The 12423-nt window shown below is 52.0% G+C and carries 15 protein-coding genes; 6 read left to right on the forward strand and 9 right to left on the reverse strand.

The features are described from left to right. Window positions 1-53 precede the first annotated feature (53 nt). Entirely contained in the window at window positions 54-428 is a 375-nt protein-coding gene (locus tag ACTJI7_RS03895) for a MysB family protein (protein WP_028012687.1), read from the forward strand. 6 nt (window positions 429-434) lie between these two features. Here the strand turns inward: ACTJI7_RS03895 and ACTJI7_RS03900 are convergent, their stop codons facing one another. The 3 genes from ACTJI7_RS03900 to mdoG all read right to left on the reverse strand — a co-directional run bounded on the left by ACTJI7_RS03900 (window position 435) and on the right by mdoG (window position 4821). Next, on the reverse strand, window positions 435-662 hold the full coding sequence (locus ACTJI7_RS03900; protein ID WP_013097162.1) for a YceK/YidQ family lipoprotein: 228 nt from the start codon (window positions 660-662) through the stop codon (window positions 435-437). Window positions 663-746: 84 nt separating this feature from the next. Then, on the reverse strand, window positions 747-3275 hold the full coding sequence (gene mdoH / locus ACTJI7_RS03905; protein WP_041910533.1) for a glucans biosynthesis glucosyltransferase MdoH: 2529 nt from the start codon (window positions 3273-3275) through the stop codon (window positions 747-749). Continuing rightward, on the reverse strand, window positions 3268-4821 hold the full coding sequence (gene mdoG, locus ACTJI7_RS03910) for a glucans biosynthesis protein MdoG (protein ID WP_440669724.1): 1554 nt from the start codon (window positions 4819-4821) through the stop codon (window positions 3268-3270). The genes mdoH and mdoG overlap by 8 nt, the downstream gene beginning before the upstream one ends. 254 nt (window positions 4822-5075) lie before the next feature. On the opposite strand from mdoG, the gene mdoC reads away from it, so the two are divergent. Next, window positions 5076-6215 (forward strand): glucans biosynthesis protein MdoC, encoded by a 1140-nt coding sequence (gene mdoC, locus ACTJI7_RS03915; RefSeq protein WP_041910534.1) that lies wholly within the window; start codon window positions 5076-5078, stop codon window positions 6213-6215. A 35-nt stretch (window positions 6216-6250) separates the two neighbouring features. Here the strand turns inward: mdoC and ymdB are convergent, their stop codons facing one another. The 5 genes from ymdB to csgB form a co-directional block, all read right to left on the reverse strand. Beyond that, a complete protein-coding gene (gene ymdB, locus ACTJI7_RS03920; RefSeq protein ID WP_045630081.1) occupies window positions 6251-6793 on the reverse strand; it encodes an O-acetyl-ADP-ribose deacetylase in 543 nt (180 codons plus the stop codon). Between the two features lie 103 nt (window positions 6794-6896). Then, window positions 6897-7217: a type 1 fimbrial protein gene (locus tag ACTJI7_RS03925; RefSeq protein ID WP_045261657.1), complete on the reverse strand. Its 321-nt coding sequence runs from the start codon at window positions 7215-7217 to the stop codon at window positions 6897-6899. Window positions 7218-7367: 150 nt separating this feature from the next. Continuing rightward, window positions 7368-7700: a curli assembly chaperone CsgC gene (gene csgC / locus ACTJI7_RS03930; protein WP_041910536.1), complete on the reverse strand. Its 333-nt coding sequence runs from the start codon at window positions 7698-7700 to the stop codon at window positions 7368-7370. Window positions 7701-7761: 61 nt separating this feature from the next. After that, window positions 7762-8214, reverse strand: a complete 453-nt coding sequence (gene csgA / locus ACTJI7_RS03935; protein ID WP_047368274.1) for a curli major subunit CsgA — start codon at window positions 8212-8214, stop codon at window positions 7762-7764. 41 nt (window positions 8215-8255) lie between these two features. After that, the gene (csgB, locus tag ACTJI7_RS03940; protein WP_028012679.1) at window positions 8256-8711 is read right to left on the reverse strand and encodes a curli minor subunit CsgB; all 456 of its coding nucleotides are present in this window, start codon (window positions 8709-8711) and stop codon (window positions 8256-8258) included. 753 nt (window positions 8712-9464) lie between these two features. Between csgB and csgD the strand changes: the two genes are divergently transcribed. The 4 genes from csgD to csgG are packed head-to-tail and all read left to right on the forward strand — an operon-like array spanning window position 9465 to window position 11806. Continuing rightward, window positions 9465-10115: a biofilm master transcriptional regulator CsgD gene (gene csgD / locus ACTJI7_RS03945; protein ID WP_028012677.1), complete on the forward strand. Its 651-nt coding sequence runs from the start codon at window positions 9465-9467 to the stop codon at window positions 10113-10115. 4 nt (window positions 10116-10119) lie between these two features. Then, window positions 10120-10509: a curli production assembly/transport protein CsgE gene (gene csgE / locus ACTJI7_RS03950; protein ID WP_028012676.1), complete on the forward strand. Its 390-nt coding sequence runs from the start codon at window positions 10120-10122 to the stop codon at window positions 10507-10509. Between the two features lie 23 nt (window positions 10510-10532). Then, window positions 10533-10946: a curli production assembly/transport protein CsgF gene (gene csgF, locus ACTJI7_RS03955; protein ID WP_028012675.1), complete on the forward strand. Its 414-nt coding sequence runs from the start codon at window positions 10533-10535 to the stop codon at window positions 10944-10946. Between the two features lie 26 nt (window positions 10947-10972). Beyond that, window positions 10973-11806 carry a curli production assembly/transport protein CsgG gene (gene csgG / locus ACTJI7_RS03960; RefSeq protein ID WP_047368272.1) on the forward strand — a complete coding sequence of 278 codons (834 nt, stop codon included), beginning with the start codon at window positions 10973-10975 and terminating at the stop codon, window positions 11804-11806. A gap of 45 nt (window positions 11807-11851) precedes the next feature. Here csgG and ACTJI7_RS03965 read toward each other — a convergent pair whose 3' ends face one another. Continuing rightward, window positions 11852-12334 (reverse strand): DUF1097 domain-containing protein, encoded by a 483-nt coding sequence (locus ACTJI7_RS03965; protein WP_072201771.1) that lies wholly within the window; start codon window positions 12332-12334, stop codon window positions 11852-11854. Window positions 12335-12423: the final 89 nt, after the last annotated feature.

The following is a 12423-nucleotide window of genomic DNA, read 5'->3' on the forward strand; positions in this document are numbered from 1 at the left end:
CTGATATTCAGCTATTCTTTCCCTGAAACCTTCTGGAAAACAGGGAGACACCAATGACCATGTACGCCACGCTGGAAGAAGCTATTGATGCCGCTCGTGAAGAGTTCCTTGCCGATAATCCCGGCGTTGAGGAAGAAGATGCTGACGTGCAACAACTTAATATCCAAAAATATGTTCTGCAGGATGGGGATATTATGTGGCAGGCCGAATTCTTTGCCGATGAAGGCGAAGAAGGAGAATGTTTGCCGGTCCTGAGCGGTGCAGGTGCGCAGGCCGTGTTTGATGGCGACTATGATGAAATCGAGTTACGCCAGGAATGGCTGGAGGAGAATACGCTGCACGAGTGGGATGAGGGCGAATTTCAGCTCGAGCCACCGCTGGATACGGAAGAAGGTCAAACCGCAGCCGATGAATGGGACGAGCGTTAATTTACGCTACTCGTACGGGCCGTGGCTGGCATCGATGGGCAGCAACAGCGTGTCGAAAATCAGCGAGAACGGCAGATCGAGCACCGTCAGGTAACGCCATGCGGAATCACGGACATCCCATTTTACGCCCGGGTAGTACTGGTTGCCATGGCCCTGACCTGGAATAGTGCGGCTGATGATGCTGCCGCAGCCGCTCAGCAGGCATGCCATCATGACGACGATGATTATTTTCATCAGTAACCTCTAAAAAAATACCGGCCTCACAGCCGGTATTTTATCTGACGGGTGGCGCTTTGCTTACCCGCCTTGCTTAACCGCTTACTTCGCCTTCAGCGCCAGCGGGTTCAGCTTCAGCTCTTTGTAGTAGTTCACCCACGAAGAGTACTTCTCCGGAGCGGACCATACGCGATAGTGAAGTCTTGCCATCGTGACCGGATCGCTCAGCAGCACCAGACGACGGTCGCGATTGAGTTTTTCCGGAGTCTCGTTAAGCGCCTGCTCAACGTGACGATCGCGGGCAATCTCCAGCACCTGGCTTGCGCGGTGGCGCGCGGTGGCCATTGCCGTCGCCAGAGCGTTGAATGACGGATTAAACACGGCGTGCATAAAGCCATCGTCCAGCGTGCGGTTACGGTTCTGCTCCAGATAGGTATCGGTATCCACCAGCACCTGCGGCGGGGAATACTCTTCCGGGATCAGGAACAGTTTCCAGCGTTTGGTACGCAGCCCTACCGTTGAACGGCTGGAGATCACGGACACAAACGGCGACAGGATCAGCGAGAAGACAATCGGCGCCAGCCAGAACAGGAAGCGCAGATCCAGCCAGGCCATCCCGGCCGCCCACACCAGGCCCAGCAGCAGCTGAGAGCCGTGGCGCATGAAGGCTTCACTCCACGGCGTGGAGTCGTCATCACGCTGCGGTGAGTTCCAGACCACTTCCCAGCCCAGGAACGCGCTGACCACAAACACGGTGTGGAACAGCATACGCACCGGCGCAAGCAGCACGGAGAACAGCACTTCCAGCAGCAGCGAAAGGGTGACGCGGAAGAATCCGCCGTACTCTTTCGAGCCTTTGCACCAGATCAGGATGATACTGAGCAGCTTAGGCAGGAACAGTAGCACCATGGTGGAAGCAAACAGCGCAATCGCCAGCTCCGGACGCCACTGCGGCCACACCGGGAACAGCTGGCGCGGTTGCAGGAAGTATTGCGGCTCCGTCAGGGCATGGACGACCTGCAGCGCAGTGGAGAGCGCGAGGAACATAAACCACAGCGGTGCGGAGAGATAAGACATTACGCCCGTCAGGAACACCGCACGGTGAACCGGATGCATCCCTTTTACGAGGAACAGGCGGAAGTTCATCAGGTTACCGTGACACCAGCGGCGGTCGCGCTTGAGCTCGTCCAGCAGGTTCGGCGGCAGCTCTTCGTACGATCCCGGCAGGTCGTAGGCAATCCAGACGCCCCAGCCCGCACGACGCATCAGCGCCGCTTCCACGAAGTCATGCGACAGAATCGAACCGGCAAACGAACCCTCGCCCGGCAGCGGCGCCAGCGCACAGTGTTCGATGAACGGCTTCACGCGGATAATGGCGTTGTGGCCCCAGTAGTGCGACTCACCCAACTGCCAGAAGTGCAGACCGGCGGTAAACAGCGGGCCGTAAACACGGGTGGCGAACTGCTGGCAGCGCGCGTACAGGGTGTCCATGCCGGATGCTTTTGGCGAAGACTGAATGATCCCCGCGTTCGGGTTGGCTTCCATCAGACGCACCAGACCGCTCAGGCAGTCACCGCTCATGACGGAGTCAGCATCCAGCACGACCATGTAGCTATACTGGTTACCCCAGCGGCGGCAGAAGTCATCGATATTGCCGCTTTTACGCTTCACGCGACGGCGGCGGCGGCGGTAGAAGATCTGTCCTTCGCCCTGCACTTCTGCAATCAGCTCCATCCAGGCTTTTTGTTCTGCAACGCAGATATCCGGGTTGTAACTGTCACTCAGGATGTAAACGTCGAAATGCGCCGCATTACCGGTTGCCTTTACGGACTCCCAGGTTGCACGCAGCCCCGCAAATACGCGGTCAACGTCTTCGTTACAGATAGGCATAATCAGTGCGGTACGGTGCTCGGGATTGAGGGGTTCATCCCCGACCGTTGACGCCGAAATGCTGTACTTGTCCCGTCCCATCAGCAGCTGCAGGAAGCCCATCAGCGCGGTCCAGAAACCGGCAGATACCCAGCAGAAGAGGACCGCGAACAGCAGGAGAATGCCGCTCTGCAGGATATACGGCAGCAGCTGCATGAAGGAGACCCAGAGATCCTGGCCCATCATGTCCGTCGGATTGATAAACGCCCAGCCCTGGTAAGGCAGAATGGTTTTCATATACCAGGTCGCGACAACCGTCTGCGCCAGCGTCAGAAGCAGCAGGATATAACGGCGAATTGTCCCCACGGTACGCCATTTCTGTTCGGAGGCCTGCTCTTCTTTCGTCAGGCGCGACAGATAGCGCGGCGTGACGTCACGCCCGCGCAGGCGATCCCAGAAGCGGCCAACCGGGTTGGTGCGCCATGGATCGGGGAACATTGAGGAACGCGTCGCTTTCGGCATCGCCTGAAGCTGATCGCGTCCTTCGTCGTCTTTAATCAACTGCCCTTCTGCCAGCGAGTCCGGCCAGGCCTGCTCCAGACGCGCCTTGACTGACCCCAGCGGCGTATCATCATCACGGGAAAACTGACGATGTTCGCCATCCAGCGCGGTGTGAACCGCGCGGATGTCGCTCTTAGGCAGCGCCGCTTTTTCGATATCCGTCAGCGGCATGGCATCAATATATTCAGATGTATTATTCATTGGCAGGTAGCTGGTAGCTCCAGGTTTCACTCAGCGGCTGATCTTCACTGACCAGCGCAGCACGCATTTCAGTGGTCTGTTTCGGATCTTTCACTTTCACGCGCAGGGTCAGACGCCAGCCTTTGGTTACCGGGTTGTAACGCACGGTGTTCTCTACGATTTCACCGTTGTCACCGATGCTGGCCTGGGCCGACACCGCAGTATCAGGAGACAGTTTCTTCATATCCTGGCCGGTGAAGTCCACGACAAACGCTACCGTACCGTCAGGCTGACGGATCAGGTTAGACTGCTTCACGTCACCCGTAGAGCGGCGAGTCTGCGTCACATACGCGTTATCCGGCGCATGCAGCTTATCTTCGTCGCGGCTGAAGGTAATGGTGTACTTGAAGTTCATCTCTTTACCGGCTTCCGGCAGCTGATCCGGCGTCCAGTATGCGACGATGTTGTCGTTGGTTTCGTCGTTGGTTGGAATTTCAACCAGCTCTACCTTGCCTTTACCCCAGTCGCCTTTCGGCGTAACCCAGGCGCTTGGACGCAGGTCATAGCGGTCGTCAAGATCTTCAAAGCGAGAGAACTGACGGCCACGTTGCAGCAGGCCAAAGCCCTGCGGGTTTTCCATCGCAAAGCTGCTGACCGCCAGATGTTTCGGGTTATTCAGCGGACGCCAGATCCACTCACCGTTACCAGCATGAATAGACAGACCGTTGGAGTCATGCAGTTCCGGGCGGAAGTTGGTTGCCGGTGACGGCTGGTTCGGCCCAAACAGGAACATACTGGTCAGCGGAGCGACGCCCAGTTTGCCCACTTTGTCACGCAGGTAAACCTTAGACTGCACGTCAACGACCGTGTCACGACCTGGCATAATCACAAAGCGATAGGCACCGGTTGCGCGTGGGGAATCCAGCAGCGCATAAATAGTCAGACGTTTGTCCGTTGGTTTTGGACGCTCAATCCAGAACTCGCGGAAACGCGGGAACTCTTCACCTGATGGCAGCGCGGTATCAATAGCCAGACCGCGCGCAGAAAGCCCGTACACCTGGCCCGCGCCAATCACGCGGAAGTAGCTGGCGCCAAGCATGCTAACGATTTCGTCGTTTTTATCTTTGCTGTTGATCGGGTAAAGCACCTTGAAGCCTGCGAAGCCCAGGTCTTTCACCGTATCTTTGTCGTGCTGCACATTGCCAAAATTGAAGTAATCCGGGCTGTACTTGATCTTACGTACCGCGGTCGCCGTCACTTCATTGATGGCAACAGGCGTGTCGAAGTACATACCCTGATGATAAAATTCAAGCTTGAACGGGGCTTTAACGTTGTTCCAGTACGCTTTATCGTGGTTGAACTGGATCTGCTGATAGTCCGCATACTTCATGTCGCGGAAAACGGAGGGCAGGTTACTTTTCGGCGCTTCGTAGCTCTTGCCTGCCATCGATTTTGCCTGTTTTGCGACATCGTCGATGTTAAAGGCCAGTGCCGATGAGGTATACAGTGATAACACCACCGCAACACCCAACCAACGCATTTTCATCATCTGTGGTTTATGTTTCATAATAAGTAAGCACTTCCCCCTTTGTGTGCTTATATCGATCCGATCCATTTTAATGGAAACTCAGGCAATCCGACAACATAATCACTGCTTTGTTCAGCTGCTGGCTCATGGATTAAGCAAATGAAAGAACCCGTTATTCACTTTGCGTGCTTATCCTGGAGACAGTGTGTCGGTCTTGGTGTAGGGTTGGCGTCGAATGTAACCATTATGAGCCTTAGGGATAAGGCGAAAAGTCTGAGAATGCGCAACGTTATATGAGCACAACACCGATACAACGGGAATATTTCCTCGACTCGATCCGGGCATGGCTGATGCTATTGGGGATCCCCTTTCATATTTCACTGATTTACTCCAGCCACACGTGGCATGTTAATAGCCAGATGCCCTCCTGGTGGCTGACGCTGTTTAATGACTTTATTCACGCCTTCCGCATGCAGGTGTTTTTTGTCATCTCCGGCTATTTCTCGTACATGCTTTTTTTACGCTATCCGCTTAAGCGCTGGTGGAAAGTGCGCGTAGAGCGCGTAGGTATTCCCATGTTAACCGCCATACCGCTGCTGACGCTGCCGCAGTTCATTATGCTGCAATACGTTAAAGGCAAGGCGGAGAACTGGCCGAATCTCTCGCTGTATGAAAAGTACAACACGCTGGTCTGGGAGCTGGTGTCTCACCTCTGGTTCCTGCTGGTTCTGGTGGTGCTGACCACGGTCAGTCTGGTGATTTTCAGCCGCCTGCGCCGTCATCTCAGCACGACAGCAGACTCTTTCTTCGCTAACGTCACGCTGGGCAAACTGTCGGTGCTCTTTTTACTGCTGGGGATCGCCTATGCCGCGGTGCGACGCACGTTGTTTATCGTCTATCCACCAATACTGAGCGACGGCCTGTTCAATTTTGTGGTGATGCAGTCGCTGTTCTACATTCCGTTCTTTTTAATTGGCGCGCTGGCCTTTATTCATCCGAGGCTTAAAGCGCTGTTTACCACCCCGTCACCGTGGTGCGCGGTGGGTGCGGCCATCGCGTTTGCGGCCTACCTGCTGAACCAGCGCTACGGGAGCGGCGACGCCTGGATGTATGAAACGGAAAGCGTGATCACCATGCTGTTGGGCTTATGGATGGTGAACGTGGTGTTCGCGCTCGGCCACCGTTTGCTGAACTTTAAGTCCAGCCGCGTGACCTACTTCGTCAATGCCTCACTGTTTATCTATCTGGTGCACCACCCGTTGACGCTGTTCTTCGGGGCATACATCACGCCGCATATCGCATCCAACACGCTGGGCTTCTTTACCGGGCTGGTGTTTGTGGTGGGGATTGCCGTCGTACTCTACGAGATCCATCTGCGGATCCCTCTTCTGCGCTTCCTGTTTTCAGGAAAACCTCAGCCGAAAGCCGCCTGAGCAGCGCGGCGCACTCACGGTGCGCCGCCTTCGCTTCAGCTCTCCAGCTCTTGTCTGCGCTGAGTCAAAAGCCGCTGATAAAGATGCGTGGTGTCTTCATCGAAGCAGACAAAAATCACCTTCTCTGGCAGCGGTTTAAGCGACAAATAGCGGTAAACCGTTTCGACGGCGATGGTCGCCGCTGCCGCCTTAGGATATCCATACACGCCGGTGCTGATGGCCGGGAACGCCATCGTTTTATAGCCGTTGTCGGCGGCAAGCCGCAGACAGTTTCGGTATGCCTCCTCCAGAAGGCTCGCTTCATGCTGGTCTCCGCCGTGCCACACGGGCCCGACAGCATGAATCACCGCTTTGGCAGGAAGGTTGCCCGCCAGCGTAATCACCGCATGGCCCGGTGGGCATTCACCCTGTTGCTGACGCACCATTTTACAGGCTTCCAGTAACTGCGGTCCGGCAGCCCGGTGAATAGCGCCGTCTACGCCTCCTCCCCCCATCAGGGAAGGATTGGCCGCATTGACGATGACGTCGACATGAACTGTCGTAATATCGCCATGAATAACTTCAATTTGCGGTTTCATAAAGCCCCTCTGCTGCCCGCCTTTTTTATAAGTGTATCGCAGAGGGGTTATTGAGAAAAACGATAGGCATAAAACCGCGCCCGCCGACGGGCGCGCACGGGTATTAACGGTACTGGATCTGAACAACCGCGAGCGTTTTTTCAGGATTCAGGTACGTCATATTCACTGTCGCCAGGCCGGAAGCCGTCGCCTTGCCGTTCAGCGCGTCGCCGTAACTCACCATACGCGTTTGCATACGATTTTTTTCCGGACACGACACCGCCAGCTGCCGCTGCTGCTGGGTAACTTCGCAAGGGTCAGCAACGATTGCGCCGCGAAAGTGAATAACGCCGCCCTGCGCGAGCGTGGCCGAATAAGCTGGAGCGATAAATGCCGAAACAAGCAGGCCCAGACCTGAAATAAGATGTGCAAACGAGTGGGTCACGATATGTACTCCTCAATGAAAATCGTCCATGAGGGGCAAACGCGCTTCATTATGCAAACGAAGGCTGACGTTACGGAACCTAACAACGCAGTTCCTGATAACAGCTTAGTTCAACGGCAAATATTCACAATGCATTGATTTCATGAATATTTACAGCGCACCCCCGGCTGGCGACCACTGCTGTGATAAATGAAGCGCTTTTCCATCCGTGACGGTGACAACGATGTTGATCGTGTCTTCCGCAGAAATAGTTAAACTCAACCGCGTTAAATCAATCGGCTGATTAGCGGGAATAAAAAGGGTATTTTGCTGTCGCGAAGCACTTTGCCCACTCTGCCCTTCCTTCAAAGAGAGGATCTGAACCTGACAATCACACGGTTCCGTCAAAATGACCTGCGGAATAATGGTCGTCATATTTCCCTGCTGTGACGTTTGAAAGGTTATCTGCCCGGAAAGCGCGGCAAGGAGAATGAAGGTATTCATGAGGAACTCCCGAAAAAAAACAGGGCATCGGCCCTGTTTTTTTGTAGTACAGATTTCAGTATCAGTACTGATGCGCTGTCGCGTGGTTACCAAAGCCGATCTGGGTAACGTTGACGGTGGAGTTAGACGCCGTCTGGTCTACGAGCGCACCGTTAAGGCCGCCGTACTGGCTAACATTCATAACGGATTTTTTGCTGTTCCACTGATCGAGTGTCGCACTGTTGCCAAAGCCGTTCTGGGTCAGGTTGATTTTGCTGTCGTCAGAACCCTGACCGACATCAGCCCCGTTACCGCCACCGGTCTGGCTAATATTAAGAACGGAATTTCTGGCATCTGTCTGCAACGCCAGCGCGGAGTTACCGCCACCGTTCTGATAAATATTCAGGGTTGAATTTGGACCACTGTTTCCGCCATGACCGTGTCCATGACCCCATCCGCCCTGATTAATCATACCAGCCATAGCACTACCAGAAACGACGATTGCTGCAAGTGCTGCCACTTTGATAAATTTCATGGTAAACCCCCATCGGATTGATTAACGTCGTCGCGAAATAGCTAGCGCTGAATAACGCGAATTGCCATCTGCGACTGTTTCTGCACTACAACTGCGGTTTTCTGCGTACCGTACTGCGTAATATTTGCTCTATTACCCGACCCTTTCTGGATAATTTTCGCACTATTACCATATCCATCCTGCGTAATACCTGCATCGTTCCCGTTACCGCTCTGATCGATCCAGGCAATATTGTAAGTCCCTGATTGATCAACTCTCGCTCTGTTGCCTGCCCCATCCTGAGAAATGACGGACAAGAGTTTCGACCCTTCCTGGCGAAGCTGAGCGTCATTAAATACGCCCTGTTGACCAATAATGGCTGCCTGATTTAATGATGAATAACTTAATTCATTAACCGCAAAATTATATTCAGCGTTTGCTAAATCTGAATTCGCGGCGGTTACAAATCCAGGCGCACCCAGTAATGTAAACATCAAAAATAACGATGTGTTTTTCATGTTGTCACCCTGGACCCGGCTACCTGAAAACACCCTGATCGTATTTCGTATTAAACGACTCGTTTTTGTTAACGCGTCGTTACGGTGAAGAGTATGTCCGCTGAAACATTTTAAATATCTCACCCGCGCGGCTTATTTTTATTTTTCAGGTCACCACAAAGTTGTAATTTGCACCATAAAAGGCATGACACAGGCCGTTTTTATTTTTTATGAAATATTTATGCGCGACATGTTGTACAACGGCGAGAAAGCCGTCCATGCCCCTTCCCGCGTTGTTTAAGCGTAACGCCAGGATGACATTTTCTTCAGGGCGTGACACAAGGCGAGTTTTCTTAAGCCAGAAAAACCAGAACGGCATGACTTAGAAAGTATCAGTTACTCATACCTGGGTACAAACTAAAGAAAATAATAAATACTTATAAATATTAACCAGTTAATTATATTTGTATGATTTTTAAAATCTATGCACAACTATTTCCATGTACAACTTTCATATCAAATAACAACATTAAAAATCTCCAATTTTCACAAATTAATATTGATTTTTACATCTTGTTACATGATTAACACTTGCTTTAAAATTCGTAAAAGCTAGATTGAAATTAGATGTACGAAATTGGTTTTATATTTACCTCCCTGTGGAGGTTATGTTCTGATTCTACACACAGCAGTGCAACATCTGTCAGTACTTCTGGCGCCCTCTTCTTTACAGAGAGGGCGGCTGTCAGGTGCCAAAATAAGTGGGGTTTCATCATGTATAATGAAGTCCATAGTTTACATGGTCATACATTACTGTTGATCACAAAACCTTCTCTGCAAGCGACAGCTTTATTACAACATTTAAAGCAATCTCTATCACTGAACGGGAAATTGCATAATATTCAACGTTCTTTTGATGATATTGCGCCTGGCAGCATCATTCTGTTTGATATGATGGAAGCCGATAAAAAGCTTATCCATTACTGGCAAGATAACTTAAGCAGGAAAAACAATAATATCCGCGTGTTATTATTGAATACGCCTGATGAATATCCTTTCAGAGATATTGAAAGCTGGCCGCATATCAATGGCGTGTTCTACGTCACTGAAGAAGAAGTTCGGGTGGTAGATGGTCTGCAAGGCATATTGCGCGGCGAATGCTATTTCTCGCAAAAGCTGGCCAGCTACCTCATCACGCACTCCGGAAATTACCGCTATAACAGTTCGGAATCAGCGCTGCTCACCCACCGTGAGAAAGAGATCCTGAACAAATTACGCATTGGTGCTTCAAATATTGAAATCGCCCGTTCGTTATTTATCAGCGAAAATACGGTAAAGACGCACCTTTATAATCTTTTCAAGAAGATAGCTGTTAAAAACCGAACTCAGGCGGTTTCATGGGCAAACGATAACCTCAGGCGTTAATCACATGAAGCGCACGTTGAGTTGGATCGCCGCAGCGAGTCTCCTGCTCGCTGCAGGGAACCTGCAGGCCGTTGAGGTCGAAGTTCCCGGATTGTTAACTGACCACACTGTCTCATCGATCGGGCACAGTTTTTACCGGGCCTTCAGCGATAAATGGGACAGTCCCTACACGGGTAATTTAACAATCAACGAGCGGCCCAGTGCACGATGGGGAAGCTGGATAACCATAACGGCCAATCAGGACGTTATTTATCAAACTTTTTTATTCCCCTCGAAAACAGACTTCGAAAAAAACGTAGCCTTAGCACTGGCTCAAACTGAAGACGCTATTAATCGCCTGCAAATAGATAAAGCCCTATTAAGCACCAGCGATTTAGCAAAAGATGAGTTCTAGCGAACCGATATGCGGAGGCTGTCATGCGTATTGCATATGCAGTTGTTTCGATCATGCTTATTGCTCCCCTGAGCTGGGCCGGAAATATGACCTTCCAGTTCCGTAACCCTAACTTTGGCGGTAACCCCAACAACGGTGCCTTTCTGCTGAATCAAGCTCAGGCACAAAACTCCTATAAAGATCCGAGCTTTCAGGATTTTACCGTTGATACCCCTTCCGCACTGGATAACTTCACCCAGGCTATCCAGTCGCAGATTTTAGGGGGATTGCTGACCAACATTAATACCGGCAAACCCGGCCGAATGATGACCAACGACTTTATCGTCGACATCGCCAACAGGGACGGACAGCTCCAGTTGAATGTGACCGATCGTAAAACCGGAAAAACTTCCACCATAGAGGTTTCCGGCCTGCAAAATAATTCAACTGACTTTTAAACAATAGCTAAATAAGGACAACGACCATGCAGCGCTTCCTGATATTTGTTGCAGTGTGCTTATTGAGCGGTTGTTTAACTGCTCCGCCTAAAGAAGCTGCAAAACCCACATTAATGCCGCGGGCCCAGAGTTACCGTGATTTAACCCATTTGCCTTCACCTACGGGCAAGATATTTGTCTCGGTATACAATATTCAGGATGAAACAGGACAATTTAAGCCCTATCCGGCAAGTAACTTCTCCACCGCGGTGCCGCAAAGCGCCACCGCCATGCTGGTGACTGCACTTAAAGATTCGCACTGGTTTATTCCGCTGGAACGCCAGGGGCTTCAGAACCTGTTAAATGAACGAAAAATCATTCGTGCCGCGCAGGAGAATGGCACCGTTGCGGACAATAACCGGATGCCTCTGCAGTCTCTGGCCGCTGCAAACGTGATGATTGAAGGGTCGATTATCGGTTACGAGAGCAACGTGAAATCGGGTGGCGTGGGCGCGCGCTACTTCGGTATCGGCGCAGATACCCAGTACCAGCTCGACCAAATTGCGGTTAACCTGCGCGTCGTGAACGTCAGTACCGGTGAAGTGCTCTCTTCGGTCAACACCAGCAAAACGATATTGTCTTATGAAGTTCAGGCTGGGGTATTCCGCTTTATTGATTACCAGCGCCTGCTGGAGGGAGAAATTGGCTACACCTCTAACGAACCGGTCATGATGTGTCTGATGTCAGCCATTGAAACCGGTGTGATCTTCTTAATCAACGATGGTATCGATCGCGGGCTGTGGGATCTGCAAAACAAAGCGGAGGTGCAGAACCCGATCCTGGTGAAATACCGTGATATGTCGGTGCCTCCGGAATCCTGACGGGCAGCGCATAAAAAAAGGCGAGATGATTATCTCGCCTTTTTTTTATTCACTCACCGCGGTGATGTTTTGCGTTTTTTCCCGTCGCGCCGCCAGCCAAAGACCGCTGTTCTTCATGGCGTAGCCAAACAGCAGCCCCAGCGCCAGGGAAGGAACCACCAGCTTCCAGTCCCCCTGCCCGGCAAAGGTTGCGCAGGCCCCCATAAAGGTTCCCGGCACAAACGACAGCAGCAGATGCTTCGCCTGGATACACATCAGGAAGGCGACGACACCCGTCATGACGTACCCCAGCATCTCCAGATGCGGCGCCAGCGCGCTGCCTTTCATGATGACCAGCGCCCAGATAACGCCGCTCATCAGCGTGCAGCCTGAGATAAAGAGCCCTTTCAGCCCGCCCTGAGGACAGGCGAAATAGGCCGTGCAACCCAGGAAGCCAGCCCAGCTTAACAGACCGAGAGACACCGCTACCCATCCCCAAATACCGGAGAGGATACCCGTCGTGATTGCAATACAAAGTAATATGTTCATGGCGCGCATCTTAGCAGAAGCGCGCCATAGAAATGAGATCAGAAGCACATTACGTGCAAGTTGAAATGTATCGTTGCAGGATTTTTGTG

Origin of the sequence: Enterobacter sp. 22499, assembly GCF_052044815.1 — a bacterium.
Classification (GTDB): domain Bacteria; phylum Pseudomonadota; class Gammaproteobacteria; order Enterobacterales; family Enterobacteriaceae; genus Enterobacter; species Enterobacter bugandensis.

Bases quoted from the DNA above. Each gene is read 5' to 3' on its own strand.
- ymdB (WP_045630081.1), bottom strand. From the start codon at position 6,793: ATGAAACCGCAAATTGAAGTTATTCATGGCGATATTACGACAGTTCAT.
- mdoH (WP_041910533.1), bottom strand. From the start codon at position 3,275: ATGAATAATACATCTGAATATATTGATGCCATGCCGCTGACGGATATC.
- ACTJI7_RS03900 (WP_013097162.1), bottom strand. From the start codon at position 662: ATGAAAATAATCATCGTCGTCATGATGGCATGCCTGCTGAGCGGCTGC.
- ACTJI7_RS03895 (WP_028012687.1), top strand. From the start codon at position 54: ATGACCATGTACGCCACGCTGGAAGAAGCTATTGATGCCGCTCGTGAA.
- mdoG (WP_440669724.1), bottom strand. From the start codon at position 4,821: ATGAAACATAAACCACAGATGATGAAAATGCGTTGGTTGGGTGTTGCG.
- mdoC (WP_041910534.1), top strand. From the start codon at position 5,076: ATGAGCACAACACCGATACAACGGGAATATTTCCTCGACTCGATCCGG.
- csgA (WP_047368274.1), bottom strand. From the start codon at position 8,214: ATGAAATTTATCAAAGTGGCAGCACTTGCAGCAATCGTCGTTTCTGGT.
- csgG (WP_047368272.1), top strand. From the start codon at position 10,973: ATGCAGCGCTTCCTGATATTTGTTGCAGTGTGCTTATTGAGCGGTTGT.
- ACTJI7_RS03965 (WP_072201771.1), bottom strand. From the start codon at position 12,334: ATGAACATATTACTTTGTATTGCAATCACGACGGGTATCCTCTCCGGT.
- csgF (WP_028012675.1), top strand. From the start codon at position 10,533: ATGCGTATTGCATATGCAGTTGTTTCGATCATGCTTATTGCTCCCCTG.
- csgB (WP_028012679.1), bottom strand. From the start codon at position 8,711: ATGAAAAACACATCGTTATTTTTGATGTTTACATTACTGGGTGCGCCT.
- csgD (WP_028012677.1), top strand. From the start codon at position 9,465: ATGTATAATGAAGTCCATAGTTTACATGGTCATACATTACTGTTGATC.
- csgE (WP_028012676.1), top strand. From the start codon at position 10,120: ATGAAGCGCACGTTGAGTTGGATCGCCGCAGCGAGTCTCCTGCTCGCT.
- csgC (WP_041910536.1), bottom strand. From the start codon at position 7,700: ATGAATACCTTCATTCTCCTTGCCGCGCTTTCCGGGCAGATAACCTTT.